This is a genomic window from Curtobacterium sp. MCBA15_005, from assembly GCF_001864855.1.
Classification (GTDB): Bacteria; Actinomycetota; Actinomycetes; order Actinomycetales; family Microbacteriaceae; genus Curtobacterium; species Curtobacterium flaccumfaciens.
Genome location: NZ_MJGL01000045.1, coordinates 60064 through 81400, shown reverse-complemented (window position 1 = coordinate 81400; position 21337 = coordinate 60064). Strand labels below are relative to the sequence as shown.

At 68.8% G+C, this 21337-nt stretch carries 21 protein-coding genes and 1 pseudogene; 15 read left to right on the top strand and 7 right to left on the bottom strand.

The genetic code is table 11. From position 1 onward, the window contains the following. Positions 1-62 precede the first annotated feature (62 nt). The 3 genes from BIU89_RS13385 (at position 63) to BIU89_RS13375 (ending at position 4535) form a co-directional block, all read left to right on the top strand. Positions 63-1955: a cadherin repeat domain-containing protein gene (locus BIU89_RS13385; RefSeq protein ID WP_071247233.1), complete on the top strand. Its 1893-nt coding sequence runs from the start codon at positions 63-65 to the stop codon at positions 1953-1955. Positions 1956-2164: 209 nt separating this feature from the next. Beyond that, positions 2165-3778, top strand: coding sequence for a putative Ig domain-containing protein (locus BIU89_RS13380; RefSeq protein WP_071247231.1), 1614 nt, complete (start codon positions 2165-2167; stop codon positions 3776-3778). Positions 3779-3902: 124 nt separating this feature from the next. Next, positions 3903-4535 (top strand): FMN-dependent NADH-azoreductase, encoded by a 633-nt coding sequence (locus tag BIU89_RS13375; RefSeq protein WP_027465195.1) that lies wholly within the window; start codon positions 3903-3905, stop codon positions 4533-4535. A 2-nt stretch (positions 4536-4537) separates the two neighbouring features. Here BIU89_RS13375 and BIU89_RS13370 read toward each other — a convergent pair whose 3' ends face one another. Beyond that, the gene (locus tag BIU89_RS13370) at positions 4538-5581 is read right to left on the bottom strand and encodes an MBL fold metallo-hydrolase (protein ID WP_175475032.1); all 1044 of its coding nucleotides are present in this window, start codon (positions 5579-5581) and stop codon (positions 4538-4540) included. A gap of 199 nt (positions 5582-5780) precedes the next feature. Here BIU89_RS13370 and BIU89_RS13365 point away from each other — a divergent pair, with 199 nt between their 5' ends. From BIU89_RS13365 to BIU89_RS18620, 3 genes are all read left to right on the top strand, one after another. Next, positions 5781-6824, top strand: a complete 1044-nt coding sequence (locus BIU89_RS13365) for an ATP-dependent DNA ligase (RefSeq protein WP_071247227.1) — start codon at positions 5781-5783, stop codon at positions 6822-6824. 142 nt (positions 6825-6966) lie between these two features. After that, positions 6967-7128: a hypothetical protein gene (locus BIU89_RS18625; RefSeq protein ID WP_155896789.1), complete on the top strand. Its 162-nt coding sequence runs from the start codon at positions 6967-6969 to the stop codon at positions 7126-7128. After that, positions 7125-7268 (top strand): hypothetical protein, encoded by a 144-nt coding sequence (locus BIU89_RS18620; protein WP_155896788.1) that lies wholly within the window; start codon positions 7125-7127, stop codon positions 7266-7268. The genes BIU89_RS18625 and BIU89_RS18620 overlap by 4 nt, the downstream gene beginning before the upstream one ends. A gap of 53 nt (positions 7269-7321) precedes the next feature. Here the strand turns inward: BIU89_RS18620 and ligD are convergent, their stop codons facing one another. Next, on the bottom strand, positions 7322-8344 hold the full coding sequence (ligD, locus tag BIU89_RS13360; RefSeq protein ID WP_071247225.1) for a non-homologous end-joining DNA ligase: 1023 nt from the start codon (positions 8342-8344) through the stop codon (positions 7322-7324). Between the two features lie 155 nt (positions 8345-8499). Here ligD and BIU89_RS18210 point away from each other — a divergent pair, with 155 nt between their 5' ends. Genes BIU89_RS18210 through BIU89_RS13340 form a run of 5 tightly spaced genes read left to right on the top strand, consistent with a single transcriptional unit; the run spans position 8500 to position 14400 of the window. Then, positions 8500-9291 (top strand): Hachiman antiphage defense system protein HamA, encoded by a 792-nt coding sequence (locus tag BIU89_RS18210; protein ID WP_139179183.1) that lies wholly within the window; start codon positions 8500-8502, stop codon positions 9289-9291. Further along, positions 9288-11747 carry a DEAD/DEAH box helicase gene (locus BIU89_RS18205; RefSeq protein ID WP_139179180.1) on the top strand — a complete coding sequence of 820 codons (2460 nt, stop codon included), beginning with the start codon at positions 9288-9290 and terminating at the stop codon, positions 11745-11747. Before BIU89_RS18210 ends, BIU89_RS18205 begins: the two co-directional genes overlap by 4 nt. Then, positions 11744-12580, top strand: coding sequence for a DUF429 domain-containing protein (locus BIU89_RS13350; protein WP_071247221.1), 837 nt, complete (start codon positions 11744-11746; stop codon positions 12578-12580). The genes BIU89_RS18205 and BIU89_RS13350 overlap by 4 nt, the downstream gene beginning before the upstream one ends. Positions 12581-12589: 9 nt before the next feature. Then, positions 12590-13792: a glycosyltransferase gene (locus BIU89_RS13345; protein WP_071247219.1), complete on the top strand. Its 1203-nt coding sequence runs from the start codon at positions 12590-12592 to the stop codon at positions 13790-13792. Further along, on the top strand, positions 13789-14400 hold the full coding sequence (locus tag BIU89_RS13340) for a uracil-DNA glycosylase (protein ID WP_071247217.1): 612 nt from the start codon (positions 13789-13791) through the stop codon (positions 14398-14400). Before BIU89_RS13345 ends, BIU89_RS13340 begins: the two co-directional genes overlap by 4 nt. 51 nt (positions 14401-14451) lie before the next feature. Here the strand turns inward: BIU89_RS13340 and BIU89_RS13335 are convergent, their stop codons facing one another. Further along, entirely contained in the window at positions 14452-14880 is a 429-nt protein-coding gene (locus tag BIU89_RS13335; protein WP_071247215.1) for a DUF6892 domain-containing protein, read from the bottom strand. A 97-nt stretch (positions 14881-14977) separates the two neighbouring features. Here BIU89_RS13335 and BIU89_RS13330 point away from each other — a divergent pair, with 97 nt between their 5' ends. Then, positions 14978-16423 carry an APC family permease gene (locus tag BIU89_RS13330; RefSeq protein WP_071247213.1) on the top strand — a complete coding sequence of 482 codons (1446 nt, stop codon included), beginning with the start codon at positions 14978-14980 and terminating at the stop codon, positions 16421-16423. A 233-nt stretch (positions 16424-16656) separates the two neighbouring features. Continuing rightward, on the top strand, positions 16657-17277 hold the full coding sequence (locus BIU89_RS13325; protein WP_051596669.1) for a hypothetical protein: 621 nt from the start codon (positions 16657-16659) through the stop codon (positions 17275-17277). Between the two features lie 4 nt (positions 17278-17281). Here BIU89_RS13325 and BIU89_RS13320 read toward each other — a convergent pair whose 3' ends face one another. The 3 genes and pseudogenes from BIU89_RS13320 to BIU89_RS13310 all read right to left on the bottom strand — a co-directional run bounded on the left by BIU89_RS13320 (position 17282) and on the right by BIU89_RS13310 (position 18639). Beyond that, positions 17282-17716: a hypothetical protein gene (locus tag BIU89_RS13320; RefSeq protein ID WP_027465188.1), complete on the bottom strand. Its 435-nt coding sequence runs from the start codon at positions 17714-17716 to the stop codon at positions 17282-17284. A gap of 96 nt (positions 17717-17812) precedes the next feature. Next, positions 17813-18292, bottom strand: a pseudogene (locus tag BIU89_RS13315) (DUF6264 family protein); the annotation flags it as partial. Further along, a complete protein-coding gene (locus tag BIU89_RS13310; RefSeq protein ID WP_027465186.1) occupies positions 18259-18639 on the bottom strand; it encodes a DoxX family protein in 381 nt (126 codons plus the stop codon). The gene BIU89_RS13310 and the pseudogene BIU89_RS13315, both read right to left, overlap by 34 nt. Before the next feature lie 90 nt (positions 18640-18729). On the opposite strand from BIU89_RS13310, the gene BIU89_RS13305 reads away from it, so the two are divergent. Beyond that, positions 18730-19062: a hypothetical protein gene (locus tag BIU89_RS13305; protein WP_035808197.1), complete on the top strand. Its 333-nt coding sequence runs from the start codon at positions 18730-18732 to the stop codon at positions 19060-19062. 93 nt (positions 19063-19155) lie between these two features. On the opposite strand, the gene BIU89_RS13300 is transcribed toward BIU89_RS13305, so the two are convergent. Continuing rightward, entirely contained in the window at positions 19156-19656 is a 501-nt protein-coding gene (locus tag BIU89_RS13300) for a DUF427 domain-containing protein (protein WP_071247210.1), read from the bottom strand. Between the two features lie 216 nt (positions 19657-19872). On the opposite strand from BIU89_RS13300, the gene BIU89_RS13295 reads away from it, so the two are divergent. Then, positions 19873-21306 (top strand): amino acid permease, encoded by a 1434-nt coding sequence (locus BIU89_RS13295; protein WP_051596668.1) that lies wholly within the window; start codon positions 19873-19875, stop codon positions 21304-21306. Positions 21307-21337: the final 31 nt, after the last annotated feature.

Below are 21337 nucleotides of genomic sequence, written 5' to 3'. Positions count from 1 at the left end.
GACATTCCCTGAGTAGAGGACGCTGATCCGGCGTCCCGACCTGGTATCCGAGGGGGATCCCCGTGAAGCAGTCCTGCACATCCACGTTCCGACGCAGCGCCGCGGTCGGCGCAGCGGTCGCGATCGTCGCCGCGTCGTCCGCGTTCGGCATCGGCGCCACCGCGGCCGTCGCCGACACCGCCGACACGTCGACGTCCGTCACCACCGGGACCGGCACCGGCACCGGCACCGGCCAGGCGACGCCGGACGCACCGGAGCCCACGGCCCCGACGCCCGAGACCGCGACCCCGACGCCGACCCCCGAGGCAGCGGACACCGACGCCCCTGCCGACACCACGCCGACCGCCTCCCCGAGTCCGACGCCCGACCCGGGCCAGACCCCCGGCTCGACGGAGACCCCGAACCCGACCGCGGCGGCTCCTGCAGCGTCGACCCCGGCAGCGGATGCGCCTGCGGACGGAGCTGTCACGTGGCCGACACCGTCGAGCCGCGAGAAGCCGATCGAGTTCACGACGACCGCTGGCGAATCGTTCTCGCAGCAGTTCGTGGCGCAGGGCGGCGACCAGGCGCTCGAGTACGGCTTCGCCCCCGTCGGCGACTGGGACCAGTACGCGAAGGAGTTCCGCTGGGACGACTCCGGGCTCCTCCGTGGCACCCCGACGACGCCGGGTGTCTACGAGTTCAGCGTCCTCGCGACGGACACCCGACACAACGACACGCAGTGGATCCGGATCACCGTCGAGCCCGCCGCGGCGGTCACCCTGAACACGTCCGTGACCTCGACGGCCGATGGTTTCGGCCCGGCGTGGGAGGTAACGAAGGACGCGATCCGGCCCTGGAGCTACGGGAACCTCGGCAAGGCCGTTTCCGCCATCCCCGCGAAGCCCGGCCAGTCCCTGTGGCTCGCGTCCACGCTGATCGACCGCTACGGCAACCCCAAGGACGGCCCTGAGATGTCGTCGGCCACCGAGCTGACCAGCAGCGCACCGGGTGACGTCCTCTCCTTCGACGACGTCACGAACCGCTGGAAGGTCACCTTCTCCGACGTCGGGCGCCACGAGCTGACGGTGCGGGCCGACGGGCTCTCGCTGTCGATCCCGGTCGACGTCGCCGACACCCCGCTCACGTTCACGGAGCAGTCCTCCTCCGATGCCCCGCTCGACCTGACGGCGACGTCGGGCACGCCGTTCAGCCACCGCTTCTCGGTGCAGGGCGCGACCGGCCCGGTCGAGTACTCGCTCGCCGGCTCTGACGGCGGCGACGTCATCGGTGACGGGGACTTCTTCCGCTCCGAGTTCTCGATCGACCCCGCCACGGGCGTCCTGTCCGGCACGCCGCGCCCCGCGACGCAGTACGACTTCGAGGTGATCGCACGCAGTGGTTCCGAGACCGCGACGGCGCACGTCACCCTGACGGTCGAGCCCGGCGCCCCGGTCGGAGTCCTGGCGTCGGTCTACCACGGCGCTGAGGGCCCGGAGTGGGAGGTCGCACCCGACGGATCGGTCACCGAGTACACGATCGACGCCGCGGGTTCGGTGCAGACGAAGTCGGTCGCCAGCGTGCCGGCGGACCAGGGCATCCCGTTGTTCGTGAAGGCCGTCGCCGTCGACGCCAACGGCAACCGCACGACGACCCCGGGCAGCCCGCACCCCGTCGTGACGAGCGACGTGGCCACTGACCGGATCACCTGGGTCGCGGAGGCGGAGTCCAACCAGGTCGACTTCCCGCACGCGTCGATCCACACGCTGACCGTCTCCAACGGAGGGGTCACGACCTCGTTCCGGGTCGATGTCCGAGCGCACGCCGACGCCGCCGGGTCCTCGACGACCCGTCCGGCGTCCGGCACGCTCGCCTACACCGGTGCCGACGAGTCCGGTCCCCTGGCGTGGGCGCTCGGTCTGCTCGCCGCCGGCGGTGGCCTGCTGGTGCACCGTCTGCGCCGTCGACGCGCCTGACACGCGATCCGATGCGGACGGGAGGCGCGGTGCGGGTCCGCACCGCGCCTCCCGTTCGTGAATCGTGCGGGAACCCCCAACCCGGGTCACATTCCGATCAACCCCGTCGCGCACGTGCGCGGATAACCCCTACGATCCGATCATGCCGAGGATTCTCGGCGAACTCTTACGTTCCGGCACCCGACCGGACTCAAACCCTGGGGGACGAAGTGCGCCGCAGCACCTCCACCGTCCGACGCGCCTGCGCCGTCGGCACCACCGTCGCGCTGATCGGTCTCACGACCGGTCTGGGCGTCATGACCGCGACCGCAGCGACCGCTGCCGAGTCGAACCCGACCGTCAGCGCTCCTGCGACGGCCGCCGCCGACGACACCACGCCGAGCGACACCGCCACGGACGGCACGGGCACGCCCGCGACCGGCTCCGAGGCGGACGGCAGCACGCCGCCCGCCGGCGACACCACCGGTGACGACGCCCCCGCGGGCGACGACACCGGCGTGACCGGCCCGGACACCGAGCCGACCGACGCCGGCACCCCCGGCACCGGCTCCACGGCTCCGGCCGGCACCCCCGCCGCCCCGGCCGCGACCAAGCCCACGGAGCCCACCGCCACCGCGACCACCCCGGCCGCCGCAGCCGCCGTGGAGCAGTCGGTCACCATCACCGGCGACCTGTACGTCGGCTCGGACCTCGTCGCACGACAGTCCGGGTTCACCAAGGGCAGCAAGATCTCGTACGTCTGGACCTCCCCGACCGGGGCCGTCCTGTCCGAGAGCGCCACCTACACGATCACGACCGCCGACGCCGGCCAGGAGATCACGGTCACGCTCGAGGGCTCGGTCGCGGGCGAGACCGCCACGGCGACCACCGAGACCGCAGTGGCCCCCGTCTTCGTGGACGAGGACGGCCAGCCGCTCTCCGACGAGGAAGGCGACACGTCCATCGAGGCCACCGCCGGCGAGGCCTTCTCGCAGACCTTCCGTGCACTCAGCACCCCGGCGCCGGTGCTGTCGGCATCGTCGTTCGACGACGACGGCAACGAGCAGTCCACGCTGCCGAAGGGGATCTCCTTCGACGCGGAGACCGGCGTGCTCTCCGGCACCCTGACCGACGCCGACCAGTACTACCAGGTCATGATCACGGCGACGTCGACGAGCCCGAGCGGCCCCGTCTCGAACCAGCAGTTCGTCGACATCGACGTCCAGGCCGGTGCCCCCGTCGGCATCGAGGTCGTCACGCTCAACCAGAACGCGCTCGAGGACGGCAGCGACACCACGGCGTGGATCATCCACCCGAACGGTGACGTCTACACGGGTGACCTGCTCAGCGACTCCGAGCCGGTCAAGGGCGGCAAGGTGACCGTCAAGCAGGGCGGCACGCTGCTCGTCTCCGGTGCCCAGGTCGACCGCTTCGGCAACCAGATCATGCCCGACTTCGACGAGGAGACCGGCGAGCCGGAGTTCTTCACGCCGACCGTCACCTCGGACGTCGCGACCGACGTCATCGCCGCGGACTCCGACCTGGGCGGGGTCGGCCTGGTGTCCGTCACGTTCCCGCACGCCTCGACGCACACCCTGACCGTCTCCGGTGCCGCGGTGCCGAGCACGGTCTTCGCGGTGGACGTGCAGCCGACGATCGCCCCGGCCGCCGTCATCAAGCCGATCGTCCCCGCGGCGGTCGCCACGCACCACACCGGCTCCGGTCGGCTCGCCTACACCGGAACCGATGCGACGGGTGCCCTCCCCTGGGCGCTCGGCCTGCTCGTCGCCGGTGCCGGTCTGATCGGCGCCCGCACCCTGCGCCGTCGCCGCGCTCAGCGCTGACGGTCCCCGTCGTCTCCCGTCCGTCGCGCGCCCGCGTGACGGACGGGAGGCCCGGCTCGGCCCCGCCTGTCCCCGCACGGGGCGGCGGGGCCGTTTCCGTCCCACCGTCGGTAGCGTGGGCACCATGCCCACGCTGCTGCACATCGACTCCTCGGCCGACCTCACCCACTCCCGCTCGCGCGCACTGACCGCGGCCTTCGCCGACGCCTGGCGCGCCCGCGGCCCGGAGTACACGGTCGTCCGGCGGGACCTGCACGTCGACCAGCTCCCCCACCTGGAGAGCTCGGCGCTGCACTGGGCCGCCGCCGACCGCACCGCCGAGGAGACCGTCGCGCCCGAGGCCGAGGCCCTGCGCCAGCAGGTCATCGACGAGCTCCTCGCCGCCGACGTCGTCGTGGTGGGTGCGCCGCTGTACAACTACACCGTGCCGTCGACCCTGAAGGCCTGGATCGACCGCATCCACGTCCCCGGCATCCTGACCGGCGGCGTGCAGCCCCTGGCCGGACGACCCGTCGTCACCGTGGTGAGCCGCGGCGCGACCTACGACGCCGGCACCCCGACGGAGGGCTGGGACCACGGCTCCCCCGTCCTGCACATCGTGCTCGGCACCGCGCTCGGCATGAAGCTGTACCCCATCACCGTCAGCGCGACCCTGGCCGACCGGCTGCCGGACCTCGCACCGCTGGCCGACCACGCCGCCGCGGAGTTCGCCGACGCGAAGACGACGATCGAGCGCCTCGCGACCACTCTCGGCTGAGGTCAGGCGGGCCGGATCTCGCCGGCCCGCCCGAGCAGCTCCGCGTGGAAGGCCGTCTGCGTCAGCGCGCTCGCGAGCAGGAACCCGGTCATCGACTCGATCCCGCCGCTGAAGGGCACCCGGGCCGCGACCTCGAACAGCGTGGGACGGTCCAGCGCATCGAGGGCCGCGGCGACGTGACGCGAGCGCTCCTCCCGGTGCCGGGCCAGGGTCTCGGCGCGGGTGACGACGTCACGGAACCGGTACTCGTGCCCCGGGCAGACCTCGAGGTCGGCGTACGGATCGAGCCGCGCGAGCGACGCCAGGTAGTCCCCGAGCGGGTTCGTGCCGGTCCGGCCGCCGAGCCCGATGCCGGAGTTGATCCGCGGCAGCACGTGGTCGCCGGAGAACAGCAGCCCGTCGGCCTCGTCGAGGAAGCACACGTGCCCGGTCGTGTGGCCCGGGGTCCAGAGCGTCCGGATCGTCCGACCGGGGATCGGCAGCAGGTCGCCGTCCTCGAGCAGCACGTCGGCGTACGGCGCCTCGATCCGGCCCATCCCGATCCGGCGTCCGCTGCCCCACGCCTCGACGACCCCGGCCCGAAGGTGTTCGGGCAGCCCCCACGTCGCGATGTCCGCGTCGTTCCGCTCGGCGTCGATCCGCTCCCGTTCGAGCGCGCTGACCTCGAGGCCGTGCATCGCCACCCGGGCCCCCGTCGCCCGGCGGATGGCAGCCGCGGCCCCCAGGTGATCGGCGTGCAGGTGCGTCACGGCCACGAGCGACACGTCGTCCAGGGCGCGGCCGATCGCGGCGATCCCGTCCCGCAGCTCGGCGATTCCGCCGTCGGCCGACCACCCGGGGTCGATCACCGCGAGCGAGCCGTCCGACCCCTCGACGACGTACACGAGGGTCGCATCGGGCACCCCGAACCGGAACGGTACCGCGAGGGTCCAGATGCCCGGCCGCACCTGCTCGACGGGTGGCAGGACGCCGTCGCGGAGCGCGGCGGCCTGCACGGGGCTGATCGGTTCCGGGGCCGGCGCTGCCGGTGGGGGCACGGTCGTCACGCCGGCCACCCTACCGACGCGTGTCTGGCCCGCGACGGCCCTGCTCTCGACGCATGGTGAGCAGAAATGGTCGGGTGCGGGCCGTGGACCCGACCATTTCTGCTCACCGAACGCACGTGCCGGGCGGAGCACGGGCCTCCAGGCAGACGGCGCAGGCCGCGCAGACAGCCCCGCCGACGCGCGCGAGTAGACAGGACCCATGGAGATCGCACCGATGCTCGCCAAGGCCGTCGCCACCGTCCCCGAGCCGGACAGCACGAAGGGCGGGCTGCGGTACGAACCGAAGTGGGACGGCTTCCGGGGCATCGTGACCATCGACGGTGACGATGTCGAGATCGGCAGCCGCGGCGCCAAGCCGCTCACCCGGTACTTCCCCGAGCTCGTCGAGGCGTTCCGCGCGCAGTTCGGCGGCCGCGACCACCCGGTCGTCCTGGACGGCGAGGTGATCCTGCGTTCCGGCGAGCCCGGTGCCGAGCGCCTCGACTGGGAGGCCCTGTCGCAGCGCATCCACCCGGCGGCCTCGCGGATCGCCAAGCTCAGCGTCGAGACGCCGGCGCAGTTCGTGGCCTTCGACCTGCTGGCCGTCGACGGGCAGGAGCTCCTCGACCTGCCGTTCGACGAGCGGCGCGAGCGCCTGGAACAGCTCGGCGACGCGATGACCGACCCGCTCTTCGTCACGCGCACCACGCTCGACGTCGAGCAGGCGCGCGAGTGGCTCACCACCTTCGAGGGCGCCGGGCTCGACGGCGTCGTCGCGAAACCCCGCGCGCGGCCCTACGAGCCGAACAAGCGCTCGATGCTCAAGATCAAGCACCACCGCACCGCCGACGTCGTCGCCATCGGCTACCGCGTGCACAAGAGCGGCTCCGGCGTCGGGTCGCTGCTGGTCGGCCTGTACGACGCGGACGGCGAGCTCCGCCAGGTCGGCGGCGTCTCCGCCTTCTCCGACAAGCGGCGGGCCGCGTTGATCGACGAGCTCGAGCCCGTCGTGCTCCGCGATGCGGACGGGAGGCCCGTCACCGGTGACGGGGAACGGTCGCGGTTCTCGTCGGGTCGCGACACGTCGTTCGTCCGGCTGGCGCCGGAGCTGGTGCTCGAGGTCCGGTACGACCAGATGGAGGGCGACCGGTTCCGGCACACCGTGCAGTTCGAGCGGTGGCGGCCCGACCGTGACGCGACGTCGTGCGGGTTCGAGCAGCTCGAGGTGCCGAGTGCGTACGACCTGAGCGACGTGCTGTCCTGACGCGGAACGCACTGCGGTGTCCGTTTGTCGCTGTTCTGTCACGTTCGGGGAAAAGTAGTTAGCCGAACTAGCGAAGCCGTGCCAGGATGATCTCAGCAGCACGAGGCGTCCAGTCCGGATGCCCTGATCGGAGCGGATCGACATGAGCACCAGCACGCTTGTCCGCCACCCTCGGCGGAGCCCCTTCACAGAAGTCCGAGAGGCACGGCGCCAGCGCGTCCTGCAGCTCAGCGCGGTCATCAGCGCCATCGCCGGCGTGACCGCCACGGCGCTCGCCCTCGTCACTATCGGACTCGGCTCGTGATCGTCGACGGCATCACCGACGTGCACCGCGGCACCTGGTCACGGCTCACCCGCCTGCACACCGCCAGCATCGGGCTGCCGACGCACACCACGCGCGTCGAGGACCCGGACCGTCAGCGGGACGTCTCCTCCGCAGCCTGAGGCTCGGCACGGCTCGGCTGGGCCCGGTTGATCGGCCGCCCGGCCGCTCGGCCTCAGCTCGGCTTCTTCGCCCGTGAGGGCTGCACGCGCGGTGGCTCCCCGGGCATCTTCGGGAAGTCCGGCGGGAACGGCAGCTCACCCTCGCCGTTCGCCAGGTCCCGCTCCCACCACTCGAGCAGCGGTGCAATGCTGCCCGGCTGCTCCCCCATCGACTCCCACGGGTCGCCGGTGGTGCGCAGCCGCTCCGGCACCGTCCGGATCGTGAAGGCCGTCGGGTCGGCGGTCCGCAGTTCCTCCCACGCGATCGGCGTAGAGACCGAGGCGTGTGCCAGGGCCCGGGGGCTGTAGGCACCGGCCATCGTGCGGTCGCGGTTCGCCTGGTTGAAGTCGACGAAGATCCGTTGCCACCGCTCCTCCTTCCACCACGCCGTCGTGACCCGGTCGGGCATCCGTCGTTCGAGTTCGCGCGCCGCGGCGATCACCGCGTGCCGCACCTCGAGGAACTCGTGCTCGGGGCGGATCGGCGCGAACACGTGCAGGCCGCGGTTGCCGCTCGTCTTGATCCAGGTCGTCAGGCCGACCTCGTCGAGGACCTTCCGCAGCTCCTCGGCCACCGGCACCGTGTCGCCGAAGTCCGTGCCGGGCTGCGGGTCGAGGTCGATGCGGAGCTGGTCCGGGTGGTCGCTGTCCTCGGCACGAGAGGCCCACGGGTGGAACACCACCGTGTTCATCTGGGCGGCCCACACCGCCACGGCCGGCTCGTCGATCACGAGCTGCGGGTGCGACCGGGCACTCGGGTAGGTCACCGTGACCGAGCGGACGTAGTCGGGCGCCCCCTTCGGCGGGTTCTTCGAGAAGAACTGCTCGCCGTCGACACCGCCCGGGAACCGCTGCAGCGAGATCGGCCGGTCGCCGTTCGCCCGGAGGAAGGCATCGCCCACCGTCACGAGGTACTCCGCCAGGTCGAGCTTCGTGATGCCCGCCTCGGGCCAGAGCACCCGCGAGGGGCTGCTGATCCGGACCTCGCGGTCACCGTCGGGCCCCGGCACCCGCACCGTCGTCGCTTCGCTCGCCATATCGCGGAACCTACCCTCCCAGACCTGTAACCCAAACAGGCCCGAGACCGAATGGACGCACGGCTACTTGTCCGCCAGCGCCGACCTCCGATATATTGCCCACAAAGGGGGGTACCCATGCGTCTCGCAACACGCGAGCCTCGTGTGGGAGACACATGACAATCGCACTGCCGGGAGTTCGGACGGCTTCGCACAGCACCTGCGAAGTTATTATCATTGAGGCATTCACAGACGAACTCCGAGATCACCTTCACCAGCAGCTGGCCGAGCTTTGCTTCGGGGCAAATGCCCAGAACTATCCATCGATCTACAGTCGGGCATTCGCTGCCGCTGAATTCTTGCGCCGATACGATGAGAAAGATCGTACTCGCAAGATTGGCCTCGTCGGCGAGCTCCTATGCCATACCTTGCTGCCCTTCCTTCAGACTCCGCTCGAAAGCGCTAGCGTCTACTTCAACAAAGAGGAGCAGTCGGTAAAGAAGGGTTTCGACCTAACTCTCACCGACAATAGCGGCGAACTTTGGTACGGCGAGGTGAAATCGTCTGCCTCAATTGCCACTCCCACCCAGTCCGCGCTCCATTCATTGCTGACTGCGGCCGCGAAGGATCTATATGAAAAGATTTCCGAGGTGAATAGGCCTCAGCTCTGGCTCTCGGCCGTCACTGATACCAACATCATCGTACAGACATCCACCGCTAAAACTGCGAGAGATCTCTTACTAAACGACCTTACCCTCATCCAAGCCAAGACGAGACCTAATCCAAACGCCGTTCTTTTTGGCGTCGTTTTCCGGGAGCCCTCAACGCTCGACGTCTCGGCCGAAGCGGCTGCGCTACATCTGAACACTTCCACCCTAATAAAAGATAAGTTCAACCGCGTGCGGGCGATGGCTGTCAGGAAAGCCACTTTAGACGCAATCGTTGACAGCTTTCGAGGGATCTCATGAATGAATCTATCGATGAAATCAGCCTGGAAAACCTTCGTCGCACGCCTAGTCTCGAAGGATCGGATTTCTTCAAGGCGTACCATAAATTAGCCATCAACGACGATCTCAGCACAGCAGAACTGTCCCTTCTCCTGCGAGCAGCAATTATGTTCCTGAGGAATGACGACTCGAGGCTGAACCAATTAGGTTATCGAATCTTGATTTCCTACGCGAAGGCGACTGGAGATTCAACTCCGCTTGCACACGTCGCCTTCATAAAGGAGCTAACTCCGCTCTATATGGGGCTTAAAAGCTGGCGAGAAGACGCCGACCTCAGCTCGCTGGCTGAAACCATCCTTGATATCTCGGCCCATAACTTAACCCATAAGGAACAGGGCTACTTCCTCACGGGCGGTCAGGCTCGAATGCATGCTGCCGCATCGAGCGCTACTACCGCCGCGTTTATCGCCCCCACGTCATACGGTAAATCGGAACTACTCACCCGAAGGGCTTTGGAGGGCCAAGCTCAGTTTGTCGCGATAATCGTGCCGACTCGCACACTCATCGCCCAGACCCGTGCCAGCTTTCGGGGAAGCCTTGTCGATTCAGTCTTTCGAGTCATCACCCACAACGACGCTTATGTGGCAGACCGTCCCACTCTTGCCATTCTCACTCAGGAGCGTCTCGCACGCCTCCTTGCAGATTTTCCCGAATCTATCGTCGATCACTTACTAATCGACGAGGCGCACAACATGTTCGAGGCCGAGATGCGTGGAACGGAACTCGCCAGAGTTGTAGCAATCTGCAGAAAGCGCAATCCCAGCCTGGAAGTGAGCTTCTTTAGCCCTTTTATATCCAACGCCCTCGCATTGAACGACATCATAAGTCCCTTGGACGCTCAGGAAGTGCGAGTCACCGAACAAATAAAAGTCGAAAATTACCAATGGTCTGACTTGGCGGATGGCACACTGAACGTGTTCGATCAGTTTTTCGGTGAATCTTTCCCGACTCATGTCGAGCTACCGTCTGACGAGCTAGAATCTATTAAGCTGCTCGCAGGAGCAAAAAACCTCATCTACGTCGGCAAACCTAAAGTGGCTGAGGATTTGAGCGCTCGCCTGCTGGCTACACTCCCAGATATTGACACCCCTACCGCCACCGAAGCAGCGAACGCGATCGAGGACTTAACGGACCCTGAATATTCGCTAGTGAGCGCGTTGCGTCGCGGGGTTATTTTTCATCATGGGAAAGTACCCGACAGCATCCGCGGGTTCATCGAGTCGGCGTTTGCTCAAAAAGCTTCCGGCGTCCGATACGTCTTCTGCACCTCAACTCTTTTGGAGGGCGTCAATACACCCGCGGATCGCCTATTCATTCTCACGCCGCGGCGCGGCAAGCGAAATCTATCACCATCGGCCTTCCGAAATCTGGCGGGCAGGGTTGGCCGGTTTGGCGATGTATTTGCTCTGCGAGACAGTGCACTTATTGAAGGACTTCGGCCTTCGATCATCGTACTCAAAGGAGACACAGCGCCCACGAACTTCAATATCGGTACTTTCATCAAGTCCCGGGCGGACCTCCGATACGACCCCGTCGACGCCGTCGAGAACCCGCTCTTGGAATGGTCGGATTCCTCCGCGGAAGAGAGGACGCGCGAACTTGAACGCCTTGAGAATATCGAACCGGATACTGTTCATTCACATCCAGTCCGTCTTGCAGCCACTGAAATCGGCCGAGCAATGTTCACCTGGGGTGTTTTTGATTTTGACATCATTGATAGCGAGATGTCGATCGCATCAAGACTCGCTGATGTCTTAGAAGCGCCAAACCAGCAGTTGCAAACCTCGGCCTCGATCATCAATGCCATCGTCCAGATCTTTTTCGATGCGATCGACGATGACTCAGATGCTCTTTCGCGTCTCCGGCTCTCGGAGGAAGCCAGGGGCTTCTATTCGATGTTCTTGGATTGGAAGCGCCAGGCTTTCCCATTGAAGCGCATGATTCGAAGCTTTTTACGTTACTGGGAAGATTCACCCGCTGCGCTAATCTGGGTGGGGGCATCTTGGGGAGACACCAAGAGGACGGAGGATGAGCATCTGTTTTCGTACGTAAGGAAGTCCGCGCAGACGCGTGCGAAGCTCGTGAATCTAGCCGTGGCTCGGATCAAAGATGAAAGTGATTTTGTAAGTTTCAGGCTCATGCGATACATAGAAGTCCTCGATCAACTTGGGTATATCACCCCTAGTGCCTCCTCCGAGATTCGTTACGGTACGGACGATCCTTGGATGGTCCGACTGTTACGTTCGGGCATGTCGGTCGAGCTAGTCAGGCTGCTTCGTGATGAATATCGCCGGTTCGTGCAAGTGGACGTTAAAGGCGGTGATTTCGAATTGCTTGAGGAGCTGATCGGTGCAATGGAACGCGATAGCGTCAACGGCGTGTTGCTCTACGAGGCACGCAGCTGGATCCACGGGTGAACGCGTACCTCGGCATCGACCTCGCGTGGGGGCTCGGCTCCGAGCGCAAGGCCGCGAACGAGACCGGGCTGGTCGCGATGGACCACGACGGCACGATCACCGACGCCGGGTGGGCCCGCGGGGTCGACGCCGTCACGGACTGGATCGCCGAGCACCTCGGGCCACGATCCCTGATCGCCGTGGACGCCTCGCTCGTCGTGACGAACCCGACGGGCATCCGTGAGTCCGAGCGGCAGGTCGGGCAGCGCTACGGCCGGTGGAAGGTCGCGGCGAACCCGACGAACCAGGCATCGGCGGCGAGCGCCGGCTCAGCGCTGCTCGACCGGCTGACCGCGCTGGGCGTCGGGTATGTCTCCGACACGGACTCGATGCGCCGACGCACCGGTCCGGCGATGTTCGAGTGCTACCCGTACACGACGCTGGTCGGGGTCGAGGAGCTCGGCTACGACGTGGAACGACCCCGGTACAAGCGGCTCGACCTCCGGATCCCCGCCGCCGAGGCACGTGCCCGTCGCGCCGGGGCCTTCGACGAGCTGGTCCGGCGGCTGCGCGAGACCCCGCTCGACCCGCCGCTGCTGCTCGACTCGCACCCGCTGACGCGGCGGCTCGCCGACCCGTCGGTGCTGCACGGTCCGACGCACAAGCACCGCGAGGACCTGCTCGACGGCGCCCTGTGCGCGTGGACGGCGGCGTTCTGGGAGCGACACGGCGACGACCGCGTGCAGATCCTGGGAGGTGATCGGAGCCTCCCATCCGACCCGCTGGACGAGGCGGGCCGCCGGCCCGTCGTGGTGGCGCCCGCGCGCCCGTCGCAGCGGAGGCCGCGCGGCTAGGGTTGAGCGGTGAGCGCGACGATCAAACCCCTGCACATCGGGCTGGTGTCGCTGCACACCTCCCCCGGAGACGAACCCGGTTCAGGCGAGGTCGGCGGCATGAACGTCGTCGTCCGGCACCAGGCCGAGGCGCTGGCCGACCTGGGCCACCACGTGGACATCATCACGCGCCGGTCCGCTCCGACGCAGCCGGACTCGGTGTCGCTCGTGCCGGGCGTGTGCCTGCGGTTCCTGTCCGCGGGGCCGGCCGAGCCGGTGCCGAAGGGTGAGCACGACGCGTTCATCGAACCGTTCCGTCACGAGCTGCAGCAGCTCGGGCCGTTCGACGTCCTGCACTCGCACCACTGGTTCTCCGGCGCCGCCGCGCTGCCAGTCGCCCGCGAGCGCGGCATCCCCCACGTGCAGTCGTTCCACTCCATCGCCGCCGACCCGGCCACGCCGCTGTCCGAGGGCGAACGCCCCGAGTCCGCCGGCCGCATCGCCGGCGAGGAACTGCTGGCTCGCGAGTCGGACGCCGTCGTCGTGGTGTCCGAGGCCGAGGCGTCGACCGTGCGCACCCGACTCGGTGGCGACGACGCCCGCATCTGGATCGTGCCGCCGGGGGTCGACGGCTCCGTCTTCCGTCCCGCCGCGGTCGGTGCGCGCCGCGCCGCCACCCCCTACGTGGTCGCGGCGGCGCGCGTGCAGCCGCTCAAGGGCCTGGACCTGGCGATCGAGGCGATCGCGGACATCAGCCTGGAGGCCCGCCCCACCCTCGTCATCGCGGGCGACGTCTCGAGTGAGGCGGGCGACTACGTGGACGAACTGCGTCGGCTCGCCGACGCGCGGGGCATCGCCGACCACGTCACCTTCGTCGGGCCGCAGTCGCGTGCCGACCTGGCGTTCCTGTTCCGTGGCGCGGCAGCCGTGCTCGTGCCGTCCCACTCCGAGACGTACGGGCTCGTCGCGCTCGAGGGCTCCGCTTCCGGGGTGCCGGTCGTGGCCGCGGCTGCCGGGGGCCTGCGTGAGGCCGTGGTGGACGGGGAGACGGGCGTCGTGCTCGAATCTCGCGACCCCCAGGCGTGGGCGGACGAGATCGAGCGTATCCTGACGGATGCGCCGTACGCCGCCGGGCTCGCCGCTGCGGGCCGGGAGCACGCGGAGCGCCTGAGCTGGGAACGGTCGGCCGCGGGGCTCGAGGACGTCTACCGCCGGGTGCTCGGGCGATCGTGAGCGGGACGGGTGGTCGGTTCGCCGCGTTCTGGGCGGCACTCGACACCGTGCCCGTCGAGTCGGACGCCGAGGCGCTGTACGACGTCGGATCGGCCGAGGGACGGCTGCGGCGCGCGAACCTGACGCGGTACCTGGAGCAATCCGGGGCGGGGGCCGACACGTTGCTCGTGGCCGAGGCCCCGGGGTGGCGCGGCATGACGAACACGGGTGTGCCGTTCACGAGCATGCGCGAGCTCGCGCCCGGGTACTCGGTGCCACCGGAGCCGACGGCACCGTGGGAGGCCTCGTCCCGCGTCGTGCAGGCCGCGCTGGAGGGCTGGCGCGGTGCGTTCCCGGTCGCGTGGGCGATCTTCCCGCACCACCCCTTCGTGGCACCGGACCGGCTGACGAACCGGACGCCACGGCCCGCCGAGGTCCGCTCGGGCGCAACCGTCGCGCTCGCGCTGCTGGAGGCCCTCGGCGGTGCGGACCGGGTCCGGGTGGTCGCGGTCGGTCGGAAGGCGCAGGGAGCGCTCGCCCTGGCCGGCATCGAGGCGATCGCCGTGCGGCACCCGGCGCAGGGCGGCGCGAAGCAGTTCACCGAGCAGCTGCGGGCGCTTGACCGCTAGCCAGCTGTTCGATCGCGCGGGCGTCCCGGTCGCATCCTGGTCGCGTCCCGCTCAGGCGGAGCGGACCTCGACGCCCTTGGCCGCGAGCCGTTCTACGACGTGGGCGGGCAGTGGTGCGGCGGCGTACACGGTCCGGAGCTCCGGCAGGTCGAGCAGGTCGTCCCAGTTCTGCGGGTCGAAGCGGTCGTCCGAGCCGTCCCAGCCGGGGTGGACGTCCCGCAGCACCTCGAGGTCGGAGTCCACGGTGATCTCGGTGACGAGCGACAGGTGCGACGGCAGCAGGTCGAGGTCGTCGTAGTACTCGCGCGCCCGGTCGTCCTGCCCGTCGACGTCGAGGTCCTCGTCGGTCTCGTCCTCGGCGTCCGGGTCGTAGGGGTCGAGGACGTCCAGGTCGTAGCAGAGGACGTCGAGCACCAGGAGCTTCGCGTTGAAGTCCGCGAACTCGATGGGCTCCTCGGTGGTGTTCGACTGCTGGTCCATGGCCGGAGCGTATCCGTCACCGAGCGACCGTGTTGCGATCGCGAGAAACCTTCCTGTGGGACTGGACAGAAAGGCGTCTCGCGCGCAAGGGTGACGCATGGCCACCACCAAGACGGACCGCCCACAGCAGGAGCAGCACGAGCTCCGCCGGGTCATCGGTCCCAAGCTCCTGCTGCTCTTCATCGTCGGCGACATCCTCGGCACGGGTGTCTACGCGCTCACCGGTCAGGTCGCGGCCGAGGTCGGCGGGGCAGCGTGGCTCCCCTTCCTCATCGCGTTCGCGGTCGCGCTGCTGACGGCGTTCTCGTACCTCGAACTCGTGACGAAGTACCCGCAGACCGCCGGTGCCGCCCTCTACGTGCACAAGGCATTCGGCATCCACTTCGTCACCTTCATCGTGACGTTCATCGTGATGTGTTCCGGGATCACGTCGGCGTCGACGGCATCGCGGGCGTTCGCGGCGAACCTCGGCGCCGGGTTCGGCATCGAGCTGCCGAACGGCGTGGTGATGCTCATCGCGATGGGCTTCATGCTCGCGGTGATGTTCATCAACTTCCGCGGGGTGAGCGAGAGCGTCAAGACGAACGTCGTGCTGACGCTCGTCGAGCTGTCCGGTCTCGTCATGGTGATCCTGATCGGGTTCTGGGCGATCGCGGGCGGCAACGCGGACTTCTCGCGGGTCGTGATGTTCGAGACGCCGGAGGACAAGTCCCTGCTCCTGTCGATCAGCACCGCGACGTCGCTGGCGTTCTTCGCGATGGTCGGGTTCGAGGACTCGGTCAACATGGCCGAGGAGACCAAGGACCCATCGCGCATCTTCCCGAAGATCATGCTCACCGGCCTCGGCATCACCGCCGTGATCTACGTGCTCGTGTCGATCTGCGCCGTGGCCGTCGTGCCGATCGGTGAGCTTGCCGGCAACGAGACCCCGCTCGTCACCGTCGTGCAGACCGCCGCGCCGGACTTCCCGATCGCCGACCTGCTGCCCTTCATCTCGATGTTCGCCGTCGCCAACACGGCCCTGATCAACATGATGATGGCGTCGCGCCTGCTCTACGGCATGAGCAAGCAGGGCGTGCTGCCGGGCTTCCTGTCCCGCATCTCCCCCGCCCGTCGCACCCCGTCGACCGCGATCGTCTTCACCACGCTCATCTCGCTGCTGCTGATCGGGTGGGTCTCGCTCGACCCGGACTCCCCCATCGTCGTCGTCCTCGGTGGCACCACCTCGCTGTTGCTGCTGACGGTGTTCGCCGTCGTCAACGTGACCGTGCTCGTGCTGCGCCGCGACAAGGTCGACCACAAGCATTTCCGAGCCGGCGTCATCATCCCGGTCATCGGCATCGTCACGTGCCTGTGGCTCGTCATGCCGTTCTCGTCCGGTCGTGACCCGCAGCAGTACCAGATCGCCGGCGCGCTTCTGGCCCTGGGCGTGCTGCTCTGGGTCCTGACCTGGTTCACGCACGGACGGAAGCAGGCCGAGAAGGCCCCGACCGGACTCGTGACGGAGCCGACGAAGGTGCAGCGCCCGCCGCACGACAGCTGAGCGCGCACGCGTCCTGACGGCTCTGGTTCGCGAAGCCCTGCGCTTCGTGAACCAGAACCGTCACTCGTTGCCGGGAACGCACCTGCCCCGGAGCGAGCAACCGACGGCGAACCCAGAACCGCGGAGCGCGGAGCGTGCGATCACGGCGGGCCGCCGCACGCTTCCCAGGAGGCGCCCGTACGCTCGTGCTGCTCTTCCTGCTCCGCCCGCCCAGCCCGTCGAGAGGTCCCGTCATGCGCCGTGTCGGCATCACCCTCGCCTCGGTGTTCGGCGCCGGGATCGTGGCGGTCGGCATCGGTGTGGTCGTCCTCGTCGTGATCGCGGTCAACTCGCTCGCCGGCATCGCGAAGTCGAGCGCCGCCACCCCGACTCCCGCGTGCCCGGCCGTCGCCTCGAAGACGATCGGCGGGATGGTCGTGCCGGCCGGACCCGTCGGCGGCTTCTGCCAGGACCGCCTGGTGAACGCCGCGCACGTGATCGAAGCCGCCCAGGCGCTCGGCATCGGCCCCCACACGCAGGCCGTCGGGGTGATGACCGCGATCGGCGAGTCGAGCCTGGTGAACCTGGACCACGGCGACGCCGCGGGCCCGGACAGCCGCGGCCTGTTCCAGCAGCGCGACAACGGCGCCTGGGGCACCTACGAGCAGCGGATGGACCCCTACACGGCCGCGTCGATGTTCTACGCGAAGCTGGTGAAGGTGCCCGGCTGGAAGACGATGAGCCCGACGCAGATGGCGCACGCGGTGCAGATCAACTCGGACCCGGACCACTACGCGAAGTCGTGGCCGCAGGCGAAGGCGATCGTCGAGGAGCTCACCGGCCAGGACGTGCCGGACGCCGCTCCCCAGGGCTGACCGCTCACGAGGCCACCGGCTGCGTGTCCTCGTCGAACTCGACGATCGCGGCTCCGCCGGAGTGCACGACGACCTGGGCGCGGAGCCGGATCGAGTGCTCGTCGAGGGCGCACGCACAGGCGTCGACCCACTCCCAGTCCACCGGGTAGAGCCGGTCGGCGTCAGGGCGCTCCCACACGAGCACGACGTCGACGGCGCCGAGCTGCGCCACGATGTCCGCGATCAGGGCCGCGAAGTCGTCGACGTGCTCGTCCGGGGAGTACGGCAGATCGGCGATCGGCAGCAGGAACGGGATCGACATCCCACGGTCGTCGAGGAACAGCACCCAGCACTGCCGGCGCAGCGGTCGTTCGACGACGGCTTCGACGAGTCGGACGACGTCGTCGTCGGTGCGGACGGGTTCACGGATCAGGCGGTCGAGCATCTCGGTGTCAGGCATGACTCCAGCGTGTCGGTCCGACCGCCGCCACCGAGGCGCGCGTCGGCTTCTGTGGAGAGACGCCCGACACTCCCCCACCTGTGGAGGAAGAAGCGCCTAGATGCCGTGCGTGACCGAACTGTCGACGAGCAAGAGCGAGGCGAAGAACACCGCGACGATCGCCGCCATGCCGACGAGCACCACCGGCCAGGTCAGCCGACGTCGCACGAGCCGCAGCACGCAGACCGCGATCGTCGCGACCAGGACGGCCGCCACGATGATCGGCCCCACGACGACGACCGAGTCACCCAGCGTCTCGTTGCACGTGTTGCCCGGCGCCCCGCACGACACGAACGCGAGCGACATCAGCCGGATCCCCCACCCCGCTGCCAACGCGCCGACCGTCAGCACGACGAGCAGGGCGGTGGAGGCGACCAGGTCCGCGACGCGGCTGCGACCGGCCAGGGGGTGGCGGGCCTCCCGACCGAAGCGTGACGGGCCGGACCCGAGCGGATCCGGATCCGCGCCGGGGGCCGGACCGCTCTGCCGCGCGGGCGCGCCCATCAGGAGCGCCGGCCGCGCGTCGACCAGAGCGCAAGCGCGATGAGGACGGGCTGACCGAACAGGCGGACGAAGCGCTTCTCGTCGCTGTCCAGGCCGAAGGCGTCGCGACGGTTCACCCACTGCGACAGGTTGCCGGGGAAGATGACCGTGAAGAACAGGGCCGCGACCGAGCCGACGAAGCGGCGGGCCGGCTTCGGAGCCAGCACCAGGGCCGAGCCGAGCGTGATCTCCGCGACCCCCGACGCGAGCACCGTCGTGTCGTCGTCCAGGGGGACGAAGTCGGGCACCTGCGCCGTGAACTCCTTGCGCGCGAAGGTCAGGTGACTGGTGCCCGCGACGACGAGGGCCAGGCCGAGCAGGACGCGGAAGAAGGAACGCATGCCTCCATGGTGCCCGTTCCCGCGATCGGGTGCCCGCGCTGCGCGACCTGGACGTGCTCGAAGCGAGGTTCACTCGCTAACATGCGGTCCATGGGAGCAGTTGCTCGTGACCACGAACCGCCGGCAGCCCCGGCGACCTTCGCGGTGCTGCTCGGACCGGTCGCGTTCTACCTCGGCATCATCGTGCCCGCGCAGTCCACCGTGCGGCACGTGCTGCTCGGTGCGGTGTTCGGGCTCGTGTGCGTGCTGAGCGGCTGGCGGGCGATCCGGATCGCCGGGCGTCGCCGCGCGGTCCAGGTGTGGTCGTGGATCGGCATCGTGATCGGGACCGCCGGACTCGTCATGCTCGTCTGGCAGGTGCTCGTGATCGTGACCGGGGGCGCGTTCCCGCCGCCGTTCTGGTCGCCGTACGCGAACCGCTGACGCGGTGCGGCCGGGAGGCCCGGGGCGGTCCCGCCCCGCCGCGCACGACTCCGGTCGGTCCGGATCAGGACCGCCCCGCGAGACGACGCCGGGTCACCAGCCGAGCGTGCCGGGCGCGCCCTTGAACGGTCCGACGATGTCCGCCGTGATCCAGCCGCCGTAGAAGTCGCCGTCCTGGGCCTGGACCCGTTCGCCGCCGACCTCGCACGAGTCCATCGCCGACGGGTAGATCGCCACGCGTTCCCGCAGCGACTCGTAGCCGGGCACGGGCGTCGGGTAGTTCCAGGCGGCACGGCTCGCGACCGTCCCGTCGCCGCCGACGACGTCGAAGTAGCGCGCCAGGCCCTTGAACTCGCACATGCTCGATCCGGGTGCCTTCACGAGCGCGCCCTCGGCCAGGTCGGCCATCGGCAGGTAGTAGACCGGCGGGTGCGAGGTCTCGAGCACGCGGACGGCGTCGGTCGTGTCGGCGACGACCGTGCCGCCCAGGCGGACGACGACGCGGGCGGTGACCCGCTCGACGGCGGGTGGGCGGGGGTAGTCCCAGACGGACTCCTGGCCGGGGCCGGGCTCGGTCCTCTTCGGGTGGCGCATGCTCCAGGTCTACGCCCGGTGCCTGCGGTGCAGCCGCGTGCGTGCCTCGCGCCCCCGACTTTCGCGCTGAGCGACAATTCACGGGCTCGGCGGCGCGAGAAGTGTCGCTCAGCGCGAAACTCCGCCGGCCCCGCCGCCGCGCACGCGCGCAGCCAGCCGCCCGAACACACGCAGCCCGCCCGTGCGCACGACCGCCTCCGGGTGCACCATGGGCGGGTGACGACGACGACACGCACCCTGTTCCGACGGAAGCCCATCGACACGATCGATGACGAGGCCGGGGGCGAAGGCGGCCTGAAACGGCACCTCGGTCTGTGGCAGCTCACCGCGATCGGCATCGGCGGCATCATCGGCGCCGGCATCTTCACCCTCGCCGGCACCGTCGCGAACGGCGTCGCCGGTCCCGCGGTGCTGATCAGCTTCCTGGTCGCCGGGGTCGCGAGCGCCGCCGCTGCCCTGTCGTACGCCGAGTTCGCGGGGCTCATCCCGAAGGCCGGCAGCGCGTACACGTACGGCTACGCGGTGCTCGGCGAGATCGTCGGGTGGTTCATCGGCTGGGACCTGCTGCTCGAGTACACGGCGATCGTGGCGGTGGTCGCGATCGGCATCTCCGGCTACGTGGGGTTCCTGGTCGGCCAGTTCGGCATCGACCTGCCCGCGTGGATGCTCGGCGCCCCGGGCACCGGTGACGGGCACGTGATCGACGTCTTCGCGATCGCGCTGTGCCTGCTCACCGCGTTCGTGCTCACCCGCGGCATCCGCAGCGCCGCCCGGTTCGAGTTCGTCGCCGTCGGCATCAAGGTGGCGCTCGTCGTGCTCATCGTCGTGCTCGGCGTGTTCCACATCAACAGCGCGAACTACTCCCCGTACTTCCCGTTCGGCTTCGGCGGCGTGATGACCGGCGCCGCGACCGTGTTCTTCGCCGTGTTCGGCTACGACGCCATGTCCACCGCGGCCGAGGAGTCCACCGACGCCCGCAAGCACATGCCGAAGGCGATCCTGCTGTCCCTCGGCATCTCGATGGTGCTGTACGTCCTGGCGACCCTCGTGCTCACCGGGATGCAGAAGTACACCGACATCGACCCGGCGTCGGGCTTCTCGTCGGCGTTCGCGTCCGTCGGCCTCGGCGGTGTCGCCAACGTCATCGCGATCGGTGCCATCGTCGGCATCGTCACGGTGCTGGTGACGTTCATGCTCGGTGCCTCACGCGTCTGGTTCTCGATGAGCCGCGACGGTCTGATGCCGAAGTGGTTCGCGAAGACCGACCCGAAGCGGCACGTGCCGACCCGGGTGACCTGGATCCTCGGCATCGCGTCGGCGATCCTGGCCGGGGTGCTGCCGATCGGTGTGGTCGCCGAGCTCACGAACATCGGCATCCTGCTCGCGTTCGTCGTGGTGTGCTCGGCCGTGGTGGTGCTGCGCTACCGGCAGCCCGACCTGGACCGCCAGTTCCGGCTGCCGTTCATGCCCGTCATCCCGATCATCGGCGTCATCGCGTCACTGTGGCTCGTCACGTTCCTGCAGTGGGAGACCTGGGTGCGGTTCGCGATCTGGTTCGCGATCGGGCTCGGTGTGTACTTCGGGTACTCACGACGCCACAGCAAGTTGGCGACGGGCGAGGTGACCGGCGGCAAGCCCCTGCGCGACTGAGCACCCGACGCCCGGGAGGCCCTGCCCGCGT

Coding starts and splice junctions, on each gene's coding strand:
- BIU89_RS18210 (WP_139179183.1), top strand. CDS start 8,500: ATGACAATCGCACTGCCGGGAGTTCGGACGGCTTCGCACAGCACCTGC.
- BIU89_RS13375 (WP_027465195.1), top strand. CDS start 3,903: ATGCCCACGCTGCTGCACATCGACTCCTCGGCCGACCTCACCCACTCC.
- BIU89_RS13365 (WP_071247227.1), top strand. CDS start 5,781: ATGGAGATCGCACCGATGCTCGCCAAGGCCGTCGCCACCGTCCCCGAG.
- BIU89_RS13330 (WP_071247213.1), top strand. CDS start 14,978: ATGGCCACCACCAAGACGGACCGCCCACAGCAGGAGCAGCACGAGCTC.
- BIU89_RS13320 (WP_027465188.1), bottom strand. CDS start 17,716: ATGCCTGACACCGAGATGCTCGACCGCCTGATCCGTGAACCCGTCCGC.
- BIU89_RS13310 (WP_027465186.1), bottom strand. CDS start 18,639: ATGCGTTCCTTCTTCCGCGTCCTGCTCGGCCTGGCCCTCGTCGTCGCG.
- BIU89_RS18625 (WP_155896789.1), top strand. CDS start 6,967: ATGAGCACCAGCACGCTTGTCCGCCACCCTCGGCGGAGCCCCTTCACA.
- ligD (WP_071247225.1), bottom strand. CDS start 8,344: ATGGCGAGCGAAGCGACGACGGTGCGGGTGCCGGGGCCCGACGGTGAC.
- BIU89_RS13300 (WP_071247210.1), bottom strand. CDS start 19,656: ATGCGCCACCCGAAGAGGACCGAGCCCGGCCCCGGCCAGGAGTCCGTC.
- BIU89_RS18205 (WP_139179180.1), top strand. CDS start 9,288: ATGAATGAATCTATCGATGAAATCAGCCTGGAAAACCTTCGTCGCACG.
- BIU89_RS13325 (WP_051596669.1), top strand. CDS start 16,657: ATGCGCCGTGTCGGCATCACCCTCGCCTCGGTGTTCGGCGCCGGGATC.
- BIU89_RS13335 (WP_071247215.1), bottom strand. CDS start 14,880: ATGGACCAGCAGTCGAACACCACCGAGGAGCCCATCGAGTTCGCGGAC.
- BIU89_RS13305 (WP_035808197.1), top strand. CDS start 18,730: ATGGGAGCAGTTGCTCGTGACCACGAACCGCCGGCAGCCCCGGCGACC.